Source organism: Microbacterium sp. SL62 (assembly GCF_026672635.1).
Taxonomy (GTDB): domain Bacteria; phylum Actinomycetota; class Actinomycetes; order Actinomycetales; family Microbacteriaceae; genus Microbacterium; species Microbacterium testaceum_A.
Genome location: NZ_JAPPRM010000001.1, coordinates 1,238,503 through 1,255,607, shown reverse-complemented (window position 1 = coordinate 1,255,607; position 17,105 = coordinate 1,238,503). Strand labels below are relative to the sequence as shown.

Below are 17,105 nucleotides of genomic sequence, written 5' to 3'. Positions count from 1 at the left end.
CCGTCGCGGTTCGCCTGCCACCCGGCATCCACCCCTCTTCACCGAAGGAGCACCCATGACCACCCCGCTCACCACCGCCCGCCGGATCCCGGCCGATCTGCCCGAGCGCATCCAGCACTACATCGGCGGCCGGTTCGTCGACTCGGTCGACGGCGACACCTTCGACGTGCTCGACCCGGTGACCAACCAGACCTACCTGCAGGCCGCCGCCGGCAAGAAGGCCGACATCGACCTCGCCGTCGCGGCCGCACGCAAGGCCTTCACCGAGGGACCCTGGCCCCGGATGCTGGCGCGCGAGCGCTCGCGCGTGCTGCACCGCATCGCCGACCTCGTCGAGTCGCGCGACGAGCGCCTCGCCGAGCTCGAGTCGTTCGACTCGGGCCTGCCGATCACGCAGGCGCTCGGTCAGGCCCGGCGCGCGGCCGAGAACTTCCGCTTCTTCGCCGACCTGATCGTGGCCCAGACCGACGACGCCTTCAAGGTGCCGGGTCGCCAGCTCAATTACGTCAACCGCAAGCCGATCGGCGTCGCCGGCCTCATCACGCCGTGGAACACCCCCTTCATGCTCGAGTCGTGGAAGCTCGGCCCCGCCCTCGCCACCGGTAACACCGTGGTGCTCAAGCCCGCCGAGTTCACCCCCCTGTCGGCGTCGCTGTGGGCCGGGATCTTCGAAGAGGCGGGCCTGCCCGAGGGCGTGTTCAACCTCGTCAACGGCCTCGGCGAAGACGCCGGCGACGCGCTCGTGAAGCACCCCGAGGTGCCGCTGATCTCGTTCACCGGTGAGAGCTCGACGGGCCAGCTGATCTTCGCCAACTCGGCGCCCTTCCTCAAGGGCCTCTCGATGGAATTGGGCGGCAAGAGCCCGGCCATCGTCTTCGCCGACGCCGACCTCGAGGCCGCGATCGACGCGACCATCTTCGGCGTCTTCTCGCTCAACGGCGAGCGCTGCACCGCGGGCAGCCGCATCCTCGTGGAGCGCTCGGTCTACGACGAGTTCGTCGAGCGCTACGCCGCTCAGGCCGACCGCGTGAAGGTCGGCTTCCCCGACGACCCCGACACCGAGGTGGGCGCCCTCGTGCACCCCGAGCACTACGCCAAGGTGATGTCGTACGTGGAGATCGGCAAGGCGGAGGGTCGCCTGGTCGCCGGCGGCGGCCGCCCCGAGGGCTTCGACGAGGGCAACTTCGTGCGCCCCACGGTGTTCGCCGACGTCGCCCCCGACGCGCGCATCTTCCAGGAGGAGATCTTCGGCCCGGTCGTCGCGATCACACCCTTCGACACCGACGAAGAGGCGCTCGCCCTGGCGAACGACACGAAGTACGGCCTGGCCGCCTACGTCTGGACCAGCGACCTGAAGCGGGCGCACAACTTCGCGCAGAACGTCGAGGCCGGCATGGTGTGGCTGAACTCCAACAACGTCCGCGACTTGCGCACCCCCTTCGGCGGCGTGAAGGCCTCGGGCCTGGGCCACGAGGGCGGCTACCGCTCGATCGACTTCTACACCGACCAGCAGGCCGTGCACATCACGCTCGGCCCCGCCCACAACCCGACCTTCGGCAAGGCGCAGGCGCACTGAGCCCGCCCGACCCCCGAGACGCCGACACACACGCAAGGACGCGAACCATGGCAAAGCACACCGAAGAACAGAAGACCTCCTCCGGGTTCTGGGTGACCGAAGAGGCACCGATCCAGTCGGACAACCCCATCCCCACGCCTGCCTCACCCGCACCCGACATCCTGCGCTGCGCGTACATGGAGCTCGTGGTGACCGACCTCGCGGCATCCCGTGTCTTCTACGTCGACATCCTCGGGCTGCACGTCACCGCAGAGGACGACGAAGCGATCTACCTCCGCTCGACCGAGGAGTTCATCCACCACAATCTGGTGCTGCGGAAGGGCCCGGTCGCGGCCGTCGCGGCGTTCTCGTACCGCGTGCGCGCGGCGGACGACCTCGACAGGGCCGTCGCGTTCTACACGGAGCTCGGCTGCGAGGTGCGCCGCGAGCCGAACGGCTTCACGAAGGGCATCGGCGACTCGGTGCGCGTGGTCGACCCCCTCGGCTTCCCGTACGAGTTCTTCTTCGACACCGAGCACCAGGAGCGCCTGTCGTGGCGCTACGACCTGCACTCCCCCGGCGAGCTCGTGCGTCTCGACCACTTCAACCAGATCACCCCCGACGTGCCGCGCGCGGTGAACTTCATGCAGTCGCTCGGCTTCCGCGTGACCGAGGACATCCAGGACGAAGAGGGCACCGTCTACGCCGCCTGGATGCGCCGCAAGCCCACCGTGCACGACACCGCTATGACGGGCGGCGACGGCCCCCGCATGCACCACGTGTGCTTCGCGACGCACGAGAAGCACAACATCCTCGCGATCTGCGACAAGCTCGGCGCCCTTCGTCGATCGGATGCCATCGAACGCGGCCCCGGTCGCCACGGCGTCTCGAACGCGTTCTACCTGTACCTGCGCGACCCCGACGGGCACCGCGTCGAGGTCTACACGCAGGACTACTACACCGGCGACCCCGACAACCCCGTCATCACCTGGGACGTCCACGACAACCAGCGCCGCGACTGGTGGGGCAACCCCGTCGTGCCGTCGTGGTACACCGAGGGCTCGCTCGTTCTCGACCTCGACGGCACCCCGCAGCCGGTGCGCGCCCGCACCGACGCGAGCGAGATGGCCGTGACGATCGGCGCCGACGGCTTCAGCTACACCCGCGCCCCCGAAGAGGTCGGCGCGGGCGCCGAGGCCGTGGCATCCGCTTCCGGCGAGTTCAAGCTCGGCAACCAGCTCTGACCCGCCCCACCGTGACACAACACAGGAGTTCTCAGCACGCCGCCGCGGGTGGCGGCATCGGCGTGCCCGTCGCTCGCGGCATCTCCTGCGTTGTGTCCGGGCGGGCCTTCGCACCGACCCCGGCGGCGAGCGCCCGCCGGCACCGACCGCCCCAAGACACAGCGCAGGAGATCCGTGCGGCGAGAGGGCCGGGAACGGCCGATTCCGCTCGCGGCACCGCCAATCTCCTGCGTTGTGTCCGCCTACCCGAGAGGACCCCATGCTCACCGACGCACAGATCGACGCCATCGCGGCCGAGCTCGCCGAGGCCGACCGCGCGCACGCGGTGATCCCGCGGATCACCAAGAGGTATCCGGATGCCGTGGTCGAAGACTCCTACGCGATCCAGGGCCGCTGGCGCGATAGGCAGATCGCCGCGGGCCGCACCCTCGTCGGGCGCAAGATCGGCCTGACGTCGAAGGCGATGCAGCAGGCGACGGGCATCACCGAGCCCGACTACGGCGTGATGTTCGACGACACGGTCTACCGCTCGGGAGACGAGATCCCGGTCGCCCTGTTCTCGAACGTGCGCATCGAGGTCGAACTCGCGTTCGTGCTGAAGACCCCGCTCGAGGGTCCCGATTGCACGCTCGACGACGCCCTCGCCGCGATCGACTACGCCGTACCTGCGCTCGAGGTGCTCAACTCGCACATCGAGCTCGAGGGCCGCACGATCGTCGACACGATCAGCGACAACGCCGCCTACGGGGCGATGGTGCTCGGCGACGTGCGCAAGCGCCCCGACGAGATCGACCTGCGGTGGGTCCCGGGGGTGCTCAGCCGCAACGGCGAGATCGAAGAGACCGGCGTCGCCGCGGGCGTCCTCGGCCACCCGGCGACCGGGGTGGCGTGGCTCGCGAACAAGTTCCACCAGCACGGCGCGCGCCTGGAGGCGGGCGAGATCATCCTGGCAGGATCGTTCACGCGCCCGATGTGGGTGTCGCAGGGCGACGACGTGCTGTGCGATTACGGACCGATGGGAACGATCTCGTGCCGCTTCGTCTGACCCCGACTTTCCGGGCCGCCCTCGCGGCATCCGATCGCCCCCTCGCGGGCATGTGGGTGTGCTCGGGAAACGCCACGATCACCGAGATCGCCGCGGGCTCGGGCCTCGACTGGCTGCTGCTCGACATGGAGCACTCCGCGACCTCGCTGGAGTCGGTGCTGACTCAGCTGCAGGTGGCCGCCGCCTATCCGGTCACCCCGGTCGTGCGCGTGCCGTGGAACGACCCCGTGACCATCAAGCGGGTGCTCGACCTGGGCGCGCAGAACCTCATCGTGCCGATGGTCTCGACCGCCGACGAGGCACGCGCCGCGGTCGCCGCCACGCGCTACCCGCCCCAGGGCGTGCGCGGAGTCGGCAGCGCCCTCGCCCGCAGCGCCCGCTGGAACCGCGTCGACGACTACCTCATCGAGGCCGCCGAGCACGTCTCCCTCACGGTGCAGATCGAGACGACGGCGGGCGTCGACAACGCCGCCGCGATCGCCACGGTCGAGGGGGTGGATGCCGTCTTCGTCGGCCCCAGTGACCTCTCGGCCTCGATGGGCCTGCTCGGCCAGCAGTCGCACCCCGACGTCGTGGCCGCGGTGCATCGCGTGTTCGCCGCAGCGGCGGATGCCGGGACCCCCGTCGGCGTGAACGCCTTCGACCCCGCGGTGGCCGAGGCCTACCTCGACGCCGGCGCGGATTTCGTCGCGGTCGGCGCAGACGTGGCTCTGCTCGCCCGCGCGTCGGAGGCACTGGCGGCGCGGTTCGTCACTGCCCGCGCGGAGCAGCGCGACAGCTACTGAGCGCGCGCCGTCCCGAGGGCCGCGAGCTCGGCGCGGGTCGAGACCCCCGCTTTGCGCAGCAGATTCGACACGTGGAACTTCGCGGTGTTCTCGCTGATGCCGAGGCGTTCGGCGATCGCGCGGTTGCGTGAGCCGGCCACGACCAGGCTGAGCACCTCGCTCTCGCGGGGGCTGAGATCGACCGCTTCGTCGAGGAAGTCGGGTCGCGGCGGCGGATCGAGCGGCAGGACGACCGAGAGCTCCGACCCCCACCCGGGGGTCGAAGCGACGTCGAACGCCCCGTTGAGCGCGCTGACCCGCTCGACGATCGGTCCCAGCGAGTCGTCGTGAGCGGTGAGGGTGCCTGCTCCGTCGTCGCGGATGCCGATGAGGAGGTTGAGACCGTCGCAATCCCATTGGATGCGCACGCGGTGCGGAGTACCCCGGTCGAGCAGGGCGAGCACGGCGCTGCGAACGATCGCCCGGGCCTCGTGCGCGACTTCACCCGGCAGGGCGCGCCCGGTCGCCGGCGGCTCCACGAATTGCACGTCGAGGTCGCCGTGTCGAACGAGCGGGCGAAGGTCGGTGCGCAACCGGGCGAAGGCCCCGGTGACGGGCTCGAGCAGGGCGCTGCGATGTTGATCGGTGGAGGTCCGCAGCACGACGAGGGCGGCGGCCGCGGTCTCCACGGCCAGGGCGCGTGCCGCGCGGTCGTCGAGGCGCGTGGACCGCAGGATCGCCAGCACCGATTCGAGGGTCACGGCGTGGCGGTCGGCCTGCTCGGCGACGATGCGTTCGTGCTCGATGACGAGGGCGCGAGACGCGGGGGACGACAACTCGGCGGACGGCTTCACCCGCCCAAACCTAGCCGACGGATCGGCACCTACCCGATCGGGTAGGTCGACCTGTGCCGTCGACCGGCCATGAGCGCCGCTCCGCCGGCGAAGCATGGGGCCATGACTTCCCCCGACGCCGGCATCGCGGCATCCCTCTCCCGCATCGCGGGCGAGCTGACCTCGGTCGTCGACCGCCTGGCCACCGGCGACAGCGTGGACGACGTGCTCGAGGTGCTGGGCGGCGCCGACCGCGTGTTCGTCCTCGGCGCCGGCCGATCGGGCCTCGCGCTGCAGATGACCGCGATGCGCCTCATGCACCTCGGCCTCGCCGTGCACGTCGTCGGCGAGACCACCGCCCCCGCGATCCGCGCCGGGGATGTGCTGCTCACCGCCAGCGGCTCGGGAACGACGACCGCGATCGTCCGCGCCGTCGAGACGGCCACCGAGGTCGGCGCCCGCATCGTGGCGATCACCACCGCTCCCGACTCGCCCCTCGGGCAGGCGGCGGACGCCCTCGTCGTGGTCCCCGCCGCGACGAAGCTCGACCGCTCGGGCACGGCCTCCACCCAATACGCCGGCGGCCTGTTCGAGCAGGCCGTCGTGCTCGTCGGCGACGCGATGTTCGACGCGCTCTGGCAGCGCTCGGGCCACTCGGCCGACGACCTGTGGCCCCGCCACGCGAACCTCGAATGACCCTCCACCCCGACAGTCAGGACACCCAATGAAGCTGCAGTTCGCCATGGACACCCTCTCCACCGAGGCCGCCCTGGACCTCGCCGCCGCCGCGGCCCCGCACGTCGACATCCTCGAGCTCGGCACCCCGCTCATCAAGAGCGAGGGCCTGTCGGCCATCACCGCGATCAAGAAGGCGCACCCCGACAAGATCGTCTTCGCCGATCTGAAGACGATGGATGCCGGCGAGCTCGAGGCCGACATCGCCTTCGGCGCCGGAGCCGACCTCGTGACGGTGCTCGGCAGCGCCGGAGACAGCACGATCATCGGAGCCGTCACCGCCGCCAAGAAGCACGGCAAGGGCGTCGTCGTCGACCTCATCGGGGTCGCCGACAAGCCGGCCCGCGCGAAGGAGGTCATCGCCCTCGGCGTCGAGTTCGTCGAGATGCACGCCGGCCTCGACGAGCAGGCCGAGGAGGGCTTCACCTTCGCCACGCTGCTGCGCGACGGAGAAGCCTCGGGCGTGCCGTTCTCGGTCGCCGGGGGCGTCAACGCGTCGAGCATCGCCGACGTGCAGAAGGCGGGCGCGCAGGTCGCCGTCGCCGGCAGCGCCATCTACAGCGCTTCGGATGTGGGCGCCGCCGCGGCCGAGCTCCGCGCCGCGATCGTCTGAGCGCCGACCGCGTCCTGAGAACGGCGATGGGCCGGACGATCACTCGTCCGGCCCTTCGCCGTTTCGAGGGCGAGTCCTCGTTTCGACCTGACGATCCCGAGCGACCGGTCTAGCGTGGAGCGGTGACGACTTATCCGACTCTCCGGGCTCTCGCCGACCGCGCCTCGTTCTTCACCGCCCTCCGCCAGGACGCACTGGGCCAGGCGGCTGAGGAGCTCGGCGACCACCGATGGGACGTCGACCTCGCGACGGGGACGTTCGCGTTCTCGTCGACCACCGACCCGACCCGCCGATTCGTCTGCGGCGCGCACCTCATCGCGTCGATCGCCCCCGGTCCCCGCTCCGTCCTGTGGGGGTGGGCGCACCCCGCGGGAGGCGGCGATCAGGGAGTGGCCGCGCAGCTGCGCGCCTACGGCGAGACCCACGGGATCGCCGAGCTCACCTCACCCGAGGTTCCGTTCCCCGCGGATGCCCCGGGCGACGCCGACTGGATCGCGCAGGTCTCGCACGAGATCGCCGGAGCCGCCGTCGACATCACCGGCCGCTCGGCGTACTACTCCGCACCCTCGGGTGAATCCGGCACGCGCGCGGTGCTGCTTCTCGATGCCCCGTTGCCCGCGCTGACCGTCGCCGAAGCGATGATCCGGATGCCACGCATCCTGTCGACCACGACGCCCGCCGATCCGCGCGGAGCCGTGTGGAACCTCGCGCGCTTGGCCGGGTGGAGCATGACGTGGACCGACGAGGCGTTCTCGGGCGCCGTCGTCACCGACTCGTCCGGCTCGGTCACCTTCGACTTCGACGAGCAGGCGCGGATCACGTCGATGAAGGCCTCCCTCGGCGGCACCGCCTGAGAACGCGAAAGGGCCGCGCCGATGCGGCGCGGCCCTTTCGAACGGGAGTCAGTCCTCGTCTTCGTCGTCTTCTTCGTCGTCGTCACCGATGATCTCGATGTCCTCGACCTCGAGCTCGGGCGTGAGCTGCACGTGCACGAGAGCGTCGGGGAACGAGGTCTGACCGGCGAAGACCACGATGATCGCGTCGGCGAACACGCCCACGCCAATGGCCTCGAGGTCGGTGCGCAGGTCGACGTCGGCATCGAGCTCGTCGTCGTCGAGGGCGTCCTCGATGTCGCTTGAGATCTCTTCGACGATCGCGCGCCAGCGCTCCTCGCCGACCGAGAGCACATCCTTGAGGTTGCTCATGATCGCGTCGAGGTCGGGGGCTTCTTCTTCGTCGATCTCGGGGTCGAGGTCGACCTCCACCTCGACGCCGGCGGCATCCAGGTGTCCGGAACCGATGACGCTGTCTTCGTCGATCTGGGCGTCTTCGAGCAGGCCACTCTCGGCGACGCGGCGGAGGAGGTCGTTCAGCACGGACTCAGTCATGAGAAAACCTTGCCACGTCGCACGCGCTTGCGCCTCCCCATTGCGTGCGACGCTCCGTCTGTTCAACCGGCGGCACGCCGTGGTTCACCGTCAGGGGGTGGTGGCGCGCTCCGCCGCCTCGACGACGTTGGTCATCAGCAGGGCCACGGTCATCGGTCCGACCCCGCCGGGGTTGGGCGAGACGAAGCCCGCGACCTCGGCCACGTCGGGGTGCACGTCGCCGTACACGCGCGACTTCCCCGTCTCGGGATCGGTCTCGCGCGTGACACCCACGTCGAGGACGGCCGCGCCGGGCTTGACGTCCTCCGCGCGCACGATGTGCTTCACGCCGGCGGCGGCGACGATCACGTCGGCCTCCCGCAGGTGCTTCGCGAGGTCGGCGGTGCCGGTGTGCGTGAGGGTCACGGTGGCGTTGATCTCGCGACGGGTCAGCAGCAACCCGATAGAGCGGCCGATGGTCACCCCGCGGCCGACGACGACGACCTCTTTGCCCTGCAGGTCGTAGCCGCCTCGCAGCAGCAGCTCGATGACCCCGCGCGGCGTGCACGGCAGGGGCGTGTGGATCGGGGCGTTGACGTTGAGCACCAGACGACCGAGGTTCGTGGGGTGCAGGCCGTCGGCATCCTTCGCCGGATCGATGCGCTCCAGGATGGCGTCGGTGTCGATGTGCTTCGGCAGCGGGAGCTGCACGATGTAGCCGTGGCAGGCGGGGTCGGCGTTGAGCCGGTCGATGACGGCCTCGACCTCGTCCTGCGTGGCCTCGGCGGGCAGCTCGACCTGAATCGAGTTCATGCCGATCGCCTCGGACTGCTTGTGCTTCATGCCGACGTACAGCTGCGAGGCCGGGTCGGCCCCGACGAGCACGGTCGCGATACCGGGGACCACGCCCTTCGCGCGCAGGGCCGCGACGCGCTCGGTGAGCTCCGCCTTGATCGCCGCCGACGCGGCCTTACCGTCGAGAATCGTCGCCGTCATGGCATCCCTCGTTCTGTGTCTGTCGTTCGTCGTGTCGCGAAGTAGCCGCCCCGCAACCCCTCGGCGATAAACGCCGATCCTGTCGAGACACGCCGCCTCGCACCGTGTTTCGGAAGAAAGAGCGTTTGTCGCGGCTGGGCGCCGCGCGGGCTGCGCGGCGGGAAGCGGGGGCCGGATGCCGGCATCCGGCGCCGCGCGAAGAGCGGCCGCCCACCGGGACGGGGCCGCCGCAGCAGCCCCGCCCCGGCCGGGGGTCACTGCTGCAGGTCGGGGTACAGCGGGAAGGCGTCGGCGAGGGTCGCGACGCGCGCGCGCAGGGCCTCGACATCGGCGCCGGGGATCAGCGCGAGCGCGATGATGTCGGCCACCTCGGTGAACTCCGCGTCACCGAAGCCGCGGGTCGCGAGCGCCGGCGTTCCGATGCGCAGACCCGAGGTCACCATCGGCGGACGCGGGTCGTTCGGCACCGCGTTGCGGTTGACCGTGATGTGGATGTCGTGAAGCAGGTCTTCGGCCTGCTTGCCGTCGATCTCGGCCTCGCGCAGGTCGACGAGCACGAGGTGCACGTCGGTGCCGCCCGAGCGCACGGCGATGCCGGCGTTCTTCACGTCGTCCTGTGTGAGGCGGTCGGCGAGGATCGATGCTCCGCGCAGGGTGCGCTCCTGGCGTTCTGTGAACTCGGGGGTCATCGCGAGCTTGAACGCGGTGGCCTTCGCGGCGATGACGTGCATGAGCGGACCGCCCTGCTGGCCGGGGAAGACCGCGGTATTGATCTTCTTGGCCAGGTCGGCGTCGTTGGTCAGGATGAGGCCCGAGCGGGGGCCGCCGATCGTCTTGTGCACGGTGGTCGAGACGACGTGGGCGTGCGGGATCGGCGAGGGGTGCACGCCAGCAGCGACGAGGCCGGCGAAGTGCGCCATGTCGACCCAGAGCAGCGCACCCACCTCGTCGGCGATCGCGCGGAAGGCGGCGAAGTCGAGCTGGCGGGGGTAGGCCGACCAGCCGGCGATGATGACCTTCGGCTTGTGCTCGAGGGCGAGGCGGCGCACCTCGTCCATGTCGATGATCGAGGTCTCGGGGTCGACGCCGTACGCGACGATGTCGTAGAGACGGCCCGAGAAGTTGATCTTCATGCCGTGGGTCAGGTGACCGCCCTGGTCGAGGGCGAGGCCGAGCAGCGTGTCGCCGGGGCGGGCGATCGCGTGCAGCACCGCGGCGTTGGCCGAGGCGCCCGAGTGGGGCTGGACGTTGGCGAACTCGGCGCCGAACAGCTGCTTGGCGCGCTCGATCGCGAGCGACTCGGCGACGTCGACCTCTTCGCAGCCGCCGTAGTAGCGGCGACCGGGGTAGCCCTCGGCGTACTTGTTCGTCAGCACCGAGCCCTGCGACTGCAGCACCGAGACGGGGACGAAGTTCTCGGACGCGATCATCTCGAGGAAGCCGCGCTGGCGGTTGAGTTCGCGCTCGAGGACCTCGGCGATCTCGGGGTCGACCTCGGAGAGGGGGGCGTTGAAGTACGGATCGGTCATGCGATCTCCTTGACGATGGTTCCGGATGCCACGGACTCGGCGAGCCCGCGGAGATACCGCATCGACCCAGGCGTGCGGTCGAATACCGTCAAGCGGTCGCTCCCCGGTGGTTCCCCACCTCAACGCCAGTCGCGACGGTGCCACTTTAGCGGGTAAACCCCTCGCGGCCCCACGCGTCGTGGCATCCACCGTTCCTCCACAGGTTCCGCCCCACCGGGGCCCGGTCCCTTCGGCCGAGCCTCGATCGCGCCACCGTCGGCTCGACGCCGAGGGATCGCGGATGCCGCGGCCCGAGGCCCGCGTAAAATGGCGGGGTGACCGACTCCCGCAACGTCCGCGCCCAGGCGCCTCTCGCTCCCGGCATGCGCCCCCGGCCGTCGGTGTGGGAGATCGGCAGCGTCATCTGCGGCCTGTTCGCCTTCGTGACCCTCGCGGTCTGGGGTTTCCTGGCCTGGCCGTTCCCCTGGAACATCGTCGCCGGCATCGGCGCCCCGGCCCTGGCGATCCTGGTGTGGGCGCTCTTCGTCTCGCCGCGCGCCGTTCTCGCCGTGCACCCGTTCGTGCGCGCCCTCGTCGAACTGTTCGTCTACGCCGCCGCCACGGTGGCCTGGTGGAGCATGGGTCAGGCCTGGATCGGCCTCGTCTTCGCGATCGTCGCCGTCGTGCTGGGCGCTCTGAACGGCCGCCGGCGCCTGGCATGACGCCCGACGGGACGGCGGATTCCGCGCCGTCCGCGCGCTCCCGGGCTGCGGCTGACCGCGCACTCGCGCTTCTGCGGGCCGAGCTCGGCGAGCGCGTCGACACCTCGCCCGCGGCCCTCGACGCCGCGCGGGCCGACAAGTCGGGCCACGCCTCCGAGGGACTCCCCCTCGCGGTCGTGCACGCGGCATCCGTCGCCGATGTCCAAGCGGTCATGCGCGTCGCCACGGCCACCCGCACCCCGGTGGTCCCCCGCGGAGCGGGTACCGGCCTCGCCGGAGGCGCGAACACCGGCGGCGGCGAGATCAGCCTGTCCCTGCGCGGCATGGACCGCGTGCTCGAGGTACGCCCCGACGATCTGCTGGCCGTTGTCGAACCCGGCATCCTGAACGCAGATCTCAACGCGCAGCTCGAACCGCACGGGGTGTGGTGGGCGCCGGATCCCGCGAGCCGGGCCATCTCGACAGTCGGCGGAAACATCGCCACCGGCGCGGGCGGCCTGCTGTGCGCGAAGTACGGCGTGGTGCGCGACGCGGTGCTCGGCGTCGACCTGGTGCTCGCCGACGGGCGCCTCCTCCACCTCGGTCACCGCAGCGTGAAGGGCGTGACCGGCCTCGACCTGACCTCCCTGGTCATCGGGTCGGAGGGCACGCTCGGCGTCGTCGTCGGCGCGACCCTGAAGCTCCGTCGCCTCGTCGAGGGCGAGCGCGTGACCCTCACGGCCCTGTTCGAGGGCGTGCGGGCCGCCGCCGTCGCGTCGGCCGCGGTCACAGCATCCGGTATCCAGCCCGCGATCATGGAGCTGATGGATGGCAGGAGCCTCGCGGCCGTGCACCGCCTGCTGTCGCTGCCGGCCCCCGTCGCCGGCGCCGCCCAGCTGACCGTGCAGACCGACGGACCCGTTGCCGTCGACGAGGCGCGCGCGGTCGCCGAGGTGCTGCGCGCCGCCGGAGGCACGGTGACCGTCGCCGCGGACGCCGCCGAGGGCGAGGCGCTACTGGCCGTCCGCCGCGCGATGCATCCCGCGATGGAGACCCTCGGCACGACCCTCATCGAAGACGTGTCGGTGCCGCGCAGCGCCCTGCCCGACATGTTCGACGAGATCGCGCGGATCGAGCGCGAGTTCGGCCTCGTCATCCCCGCGGTCGCCCACGCGGGCGACGGCAACCTGCACCCCAACTTCGTGTTCGAGGGGCCCGAGGTGCCGCCGATCGTGTGGGCGGCGGCCGAGGAACTCTTCCGCGCGGCACTGGCGCTGGGCGGCACCCTCACCGGAGAGCACGGGATCGGCGTGCTGAAGCGGCGCTGGCTCGCCGACGAGCTCGGCGACGACCAGTGGGCTCTGCAGCGCGACATCGCGCGGGTCTTCGACCCGCTCGGCATCCTGAATCCGGGCAAGGTCTTCACCCCCTGAGCGGTGCGGTGCGTGGCCGCTCCGGCCGCGTCGCGCCACCGACGTGATCAGACCGTGATATTGCTCACGGTGTACGCGCAACATCCGCTCGTAGCATGGGAAGACTGACTATCGGGGGGTTTGACTTATGACCGACGGCGCACCTGGCACCGACGGCGCGACCTACGCCTGGGCACCGCCCGAGCCGACGAAGCGCAAGAACCGTTCCGGCCTCTGGATCGGCATCCCCGCCGGCGCGACGGCCGTGGCTCTCATCACCGCCTCCCTCGTACTGATCGCACCGGGTGCATCGGTCGCGGGCGTGCAGATCGGCGGCCTGACCGCCGGCGCCGCCGCCCAGGCGATCTCGAACCGCCTGGCCGAGACCGCGATCACCGTCGACTCCCCCGCCGGCGCTGTCACCGTCACGGGAGCCGACCTCGGCGCGACCGTCGACGCCGCCGCCCTCGCCGACAAGGCCTTCGCCGACAACCCCATGTGGAAGCCCGCTTCGTGGTTCCCCGAGGGAACCGGCGTGCAGGTGCAGGTGAACGCCGACGAGGCCGCCACCGCGCTGAAGAACCGCGCCCCCGGCACCTACCGCGCGCCCGTCGACGCCTCCATCGCGTACGACGCGGGCTCGCAGGCGTACGTCGCCACCCCCGCCGAAGCCGGCGAGGGCATCGACGTCGCCGCCGTGACAGCGGCCCTCCAGTCCGCGTTCGACGCGGGCCAGAGCACCGCGACCGTCACCGCGAGCCTCGTGCCCGTCGACGCCCCCGTCTCGACCGACGAGGCCGGCGCCGCTGTCGCCACGCTCAACGGCATCCTGGATTCGGTCGGCTTCTACGTCGGCGAGGAGCGCACCGTCCCCGTCGACCGCGCGACCGCCGCTTCGTGGCTCACCGTCACTCCCGACGGCAAGGGCGACTTCGCCATCTCGGCCGATCAGGCCGCGATCCAGTCCGCCGTCGCGGGCCTCCCGGGTGCGGTCGACCGCGCCGCCGTCAACGCCGACGTGATCGTCGACACCGGCGGAGAGGTCATCAAGGCGCTCACCGAGGGCCAGACGGGCCGCGCGCTCGGCGACACAAGCGGTGTGGCCGCAGCCTTCGCGAAGCAACTCGCCGAGGGCAACGGCCGCTACGCCCTGCCCGTGACCGAGACAGCGTTCGACACCACCAAGACCGAGCGCCGCATCGACGTCAACCTCAGCACGCAGACCACCACGCTGTGGCAGAACGGCGAGGTGTACCGCACGTACACGATCTCGTCGGGCGCGGGCGACCACGCCACCCACACCGGCAACTTCCGCATCGGCTGGAAGACCGCGATGCAGGACATGGGCTGCGTCCCCGGCTACGACTACTGCACCAAGGACGTCCCCTGGGTCGCGTACTTCAACGGCGACGAGGGCTTCCACGGCACGTACTGGCACAACAACTTCGGCACGCCGATGAGCCACGGCTGCATCAACATGACCATCCCGCAGGCCAAGGAGCTGTACGACTGGGCATACCGCGGTACCGAGGTCTCGGTCCACTACTGAGCCCGGATCCCTGGAGAGGGGCGGATGCTTCGGCATCCGCCCCTCTGTCGTTCCTCCCGGCAGATCGGCGTCATCGCGTCTCGCGTCGCCCCGCTCCGACACAACGCAGGACTTCCGCCCTGCATCCCGCCCCGACACTCCGCTTGCGCGGCCCGGCGCGCATAACTCCTGCACTATGCCCCGACCGGGCCCCCGAGGCGCCCGAAACCAGCGGATCGCAGGAGTTGTGCCGCCAGCACCTCGGGTCGCCGCGCGGCGACCCGAGACCGACTGGGCGGCCCGTGCCACGCCGGTGGTCCATCAACGGCCGGGTCGCACTCCGCTCCGGTCACAGCGCAGGACTTCCACCCTGCAGCCCGCTCCGGCACTCCGCTTCCGGCATCCCGGCGCGCACAACTCCTGCACTATGCGCCGACCGGGTCCCCCGAAGCACCCGAAACCAGCGGACTGCAGGAGTCGTGTCGGGCCGACGAGCCGAACCGCGGCCCGGATATGCAGAAGGGGCGGATGCCGTATGGCATCCGCCCCTTCCGGGTTTCAGGATCAGCGCAGCGCGTCGACCACGGCGTTCAGCGTGGCCGAGGGGCGCATGACCTTCTCGACGAGCTCCGTGTTCGGGCGGTAGTACCCGCCGATCTCGGCGTGGTGGCCCTGGACGGCGTTGAGCTCGGCGACGATCGTCTGCTCCTCCGCGGCCAGCTTCTCGGCGACCGGGGCGAAGACCTGGGCGAGGTCGGCATCGGTCGACTGCTTCGCCAGCTCCTGCGCCCAGTACAGGGCGAGGTAGAAGTGGCTGCCGCGGTTGTCGATGGTGCCGAGGGCGCGGCCGGGCGACTTGTCGTTCTCGAGGAACGTGCCGGTCGCGGCGTCGAGGGTCTGCGCGAGCACGCGGGCACGGTCGTTGCCCGTGGTATCGGCGAGGTGCTCGAGCGAGGCCGCGAGGGCGAAGAACTCACCCAGCGAGTCCCAGCGGAGGTAGTCCTCTTCGACGAGCTGCTGCACGTGCTTGGGGGCCGAGCCGCCGGCACCGGTCTCGAACAGGCCACCGCCCGCGAGCAGCGGGACGATCGAGAGCATCTTGGCGCTCGTGCCCACCTCGAGGATCGGGAACAGGTCGGTGAGGTAGTCGCGCAGCACGTTGCCGGTGACCGAGATCGTGTCCTCGCCTCGGCGGATGCGCTCGAGCGAGTACGTCGTCGCCTCGGCGGGGGCGAGGATCTCGATAGTGAGGCCCTCGGTGTCGTGGTCGGCGAGGTACTCGTGCACCTTGGCGATGAGGTTGCGGTCGTGCGCGCGGGTCTCGTCGAGCCAGAACACGGCCGGGACACCGGTCGCACGGGCGCGGGTGACGGCGAGCTTCACCCAGTCGCGCACCGCGACGTCCTTGGTCTGGGTCGCGCGCCAGATGTCGCCGGTGCTCACCTCGTGCTCGAGCAGCACGTCGCCGTTCGAGGCGACGACCTGCACGCGGCCGGCAGCGGCGATCTCGAACGTCTTGTCGTGGCTGCCGTACTCCTCGGCCGCCTGGGCCATCAGACCGACGTTCGGAACCGAGCCGATGGTCGCCGGGTCGAGGGGGCCGTTCGCGATGACGTCCTCGATGGTCGCCTGGTAGACGCCGGCGTACGAGGAGTCGGGGATCACGGCGAGCGTGTCGTCTTCTCCCCCGTCGGCGCCCCACAGCTTTCCGCCGTTGCGGATGAGCGCGGGCATCGACGCGTCGACGATCACGTCGCTCGGCACGTGCAGGTTGGTGATGCCCTTGTCGCTGTTGACGTACGACAGGCGGGGGCCGGATGCCAGAGCGTCGCGGATCTCGGAGGCGATGGCGTCGCCGCCCTCGACGTTCGACAGACCCGCGAGGATCGAGCCGAGGCCGTCGTTGGGGGTCAGGCCGGCCGCGGCGAGGGCGTCGCCGTGGCGGTCGAACACGTCGGCGAAGAACGCCTTGACGACGTGACCGAAGATGATCGGGTCGCTGACCTTCATCATCGTGGCCTTCAGGTGCACCGAGTAGAGCACGTCGTCGGCCTTCGCCTGCGCGAGGGTGTCGGCGAGGAAGGCGTCGAGGGCCGCGGCCGAGAGGAACGTGGCATCCACGATCTCGCCCCGGAGGACCTTGAGCCCCTCCTTCAGCGTGGTGGTGAAGCCGTCGGCGGCCACGTGCTGGATGGTGAGCACGTCGTCGTCGCCGAGCACGACCGACTTCTCGTTCGAGCGGAAGTCGTCGTGGCCGAGGGTCGCGACGCGGGTCTTCGAACCCTCGGCGAACGCCTTGTTGCGGTGCGGGTGCTTCTTGGCGTAGTTCTTCACCGCGAGCGGGGCGCGGCGGTCGCTGTTGCCCTCGCGCAGCACGGGGTTCACAGCGGAGCCCTTGATGCGGTCGTAGCGCGCGCGCACGTCCTTGTCTTCGACGCTCGACGCCTCATCGGGGTAGTCGGGGATGTCGTAGCCCTGCGACTGGAGCTCCGCGATCGCGGCCTTCAGCTGCGGAATGGATGCCGAGATGTTCGGCAGCTTGATGATGTTCGCCTCGGGCAGCGTGGCGAGACCGCCGAGCTCGGCCAGCGCGTCGCCGACCTGCTGCTCGGGCGTCAGGCGCTGCGGGAAGGCCGCGAGGATGCGGCCGGCGAGCGAGATGTCGCGGGTTTCGACGTCGACACCCGCCTGCTTCGTGACGGCCTGCACGATGGGCAGGAACGACGCGGTGGCGAGAGCCGGCGCCTCGTCGGTGTACGTGTAGATGATGGTGGAATCGGGCACGTCAGATCTCTCCGTAGAGG

15 protein-coding genes and 1 riboswitch are annotated in these 17,105 nt (G+C 70.7%); of the genes, 10 read left to right on the top strand and 5 right to left on the bottom strand.

What is annotated here, in order from left to right; translation table 11 throughout:
* Positions 1–55: 55 nt before the first annotated feature.
* The 4 genes from hpaE to OVA26_RS05925 all read left to right on the top strand — a co-directional run bounded on the left by hpaE (position 56) and on the right by OVA26_RS05925 (position 4,629).
* Entirely contained in the window at positions 56–1,576 is a 1,521-nt protein-coding gene (gene hpaE, locus OVA26_RS05940; RefSeq protein ID WP_268103416.1) for a 5-carboxymethyl-2-hydroxymuconate semialdehyde dehydrogenase, read from the top strand.
* A gap of 47 nt (positions 1,577–1,623) precedes the next feature.
* Complete coding sequence (hpaD, locus tag OVA26_RS05935) at positions 1,624–2,799, top strand: 3,4-dihydroxyphenylacetate 2,3-dioxygenase (protein WP_268103415.1); 1,176 nt, start codon at positions 1,624–1,626, stop codon at positions 2,797–2,799.
* A gap of 259 nt (positions 2,800–3,058) precedes the next feature.
* Positions 3,059–3,844 (top strand): fumarylacetoacetate hydrolase family protein, encoded by a 786-nt coding sequence (locus OVA26_RS05930; protein WP_268103414.1) that lies wholly within the window; start codon positions 3,059–3,061, stop codon positions 3,842–3,844.
* Positions 3,829–4,629: an HpcH/HpaI aldolase family protein gene (locus OVA26_RS05925; protein WP_268103413.1), complete on the top strand. Its 801-nt coding sequence runs from the start codon at positions 3,829–3,831 to the stop codon at positions 4,627–4,629. The genes OVA26_RS05930 and OVA26_RS05925 overlap by 16 nt, the downstream gene beginning before the upstream one ends.
* Here the strand turns inward: OVA26_RS05925 and OVA26_RS05920 are convergent.
* The gene (locus OVA26_RS05920; protein ID WP_268103412.1) at positions 4,623–5,462 is read right to left on the bottom strand and encodes a helix-turn-helix transcriptional regulator; all 840 of its coding nucleotides are present in this window, start codon (positions 5,460–5,462) and stop codon (positions 4,623–4,625) included. The two genes, OVA26_RS05925 and OVA26_RS05920, sit on opposite strands and share 7 nt — an antisense overlap.
* A 102-nt stretch (positions 5,463–5,564) precedes the next feature.
* On the opposite strand from OVA26_RS05920, the gene hxlB reads away from it, so the two are divergent.
* From hxlB to OVA26_RS05905, 3 genes are all read left to right on the top strand, one after another.
* Positions 5,565–6,137 (top strand): 6-phospho-3-hexuloisomerase, encoded by a 573-nt coding sequence (gene hxlB / locus OVA26_RS05915; protein WP_268103411.1) that lies wholly within the window; start codon positions 5,565–5,567, stop codon positions 6,135–6,137.
* A 28-nt stretch (positions 6,138–6,165) separates the two neighbouring features.
* Positions 6,166–6,789, top strand: a complete 624-nt coding sequence (gene hxlA, locus OVA26_RS05910; RefSeq protein WP_141375260.1) for a 3-hexulose-6-phosphate synthase — start codon at positions 6,166–6,168, stop codon at positions 6,787–6,789.
* A gap of 122 nt (positions 6,790–6,911) precedes the next feature.
* Positions 6,912–7,643 (top strand): DUF6882 domain-containing protein, encoded by a 732-nt coding sequence (locus OVA26_RS05905; RefSeq protein WP_268103410.1) that lies wholly within the window; start codon positions 6,912–6,914, stop codon positions 7,641–7,643.
* A 48-nt stretch (positions 7,644–7,691) separates the two neighbouring features.
* Here the strand turns inward: OVA26_RS05905 and OVA26_RS05900 are convergent, their stop codons facing one another.
* The 3 genes from OVA26_RS05900 to glyA form a co-directional block, all read right to left on the bottom strand.
* Positions 7,692–8,177 carry a cytochrome C5 gene (locus tag OVA26_RS05900; RefSeq protein WP_268103409.1) on the bottom strand — a complete coding sequence of 162 codons (486 nt, stop codon included), beginning with the start codon at positions 8,175–8,177 and terminating at the stop codon, positions 7,692–7,694.
* 90 nt (positions 8,178–8,267) lie between these two features.
* Positions 8,268–9,152 (bottom strand): bifunctional methylenetetrahydrofolate dehydrogenase/methenyltetrahydrofolate cyclohydrolase, encoded by an 885-nt coding sequence (locus OVA26_RS05895; protein ID WP_268103408.1) that lies wholly within the window; start codon positions 9,150–9,152, stop codon positions 8,268–8,270.
* Between the two features lie 254 nt (positions 9,153–9,406).
* Positions 9,407–10,681 carry a serine hydroxymethyltransferase gene (gene glyA, locus OVA26_RS05890; RefSeq protein WP_056226671.1) on the bottom strand — a complete coding sequence of 425 codons (1,275 nt, stop codon included), beginning with the start codon at positions 10,679–10,681 and terminating at the stop codon, positions 9,407–9,409.
* Positions 10,682–10,738: 57 nt separating this feature from the next.
* A riboswitch (ZMP/ZTP riboswitch) is annotated at positions 10,739–10,824 on the bottom strand.
* Positions 10,825–10,995: 171 nt separating this feature from the next.
* On the opposite strand from glyA, the gene OVA26_RS05885 reads away from it, so the two are divergent.
* The 3 genes from OVA26_RS05885 to OVA26_RS05875 all read left to right on the top strand — a co-directional run bounded on the left by OVA26_RS05885 (position 10,996) and on the right by OVA26_RS05875 (position 14,322).
* A complete protein-coding gene (locus OVA26_RS05885; protein WP_268103407.1) occupies positions 10,996–11,382 on the top strand; it encodes a YrdB family protein in 387 nt (128 codons plus the stop codon).
* A complete protein-coding gene (locus tag OVA26_RS05880; RefSeq protein ID WP_268103405.1) occupies positions 11,379–12,794 on the top strand; it encodes an FAD-binding oxidoreductase in 1,416 nt (471 codons plus the stop codon). The genes OVA26_RS05885 and OVA26_RS05880 overlap by 4 nt, the downstream gene beginning before the upstream one ends.
* Positions 12,795–12,921: 127 nt before the next feature.
* Positions 12,922–14,322: a L,D-transpeptidase family protein gene (locus tag OVA26_RS05875; protein ID WP_268103403.1), complete on the top strand. Its 1,401-nt coding sequence runs from the start codon at positions 12,922–12,924 to the stop codon at positions 14,320–14,322.
* Positions 14,323–14,865: 543 nt separating this feature from the next.
* Here OVA26_RS05875 and OVA26_RS05870 read toward each other — a convergent pair.
* On the bottom strand, positions 14,866–17,085 hold the full coding sequence (locus OVA26_RS05870) for an NADP-dependent isocitrate dehydrogenase (protein ID WP_268103402.1): 2,220 nt from the start codon (positions 17,083–17,085) through the stop codon (positions 14,866–14,868).
* Positions 17,086–17,105 lie beyond the last annotated feature (20 nt).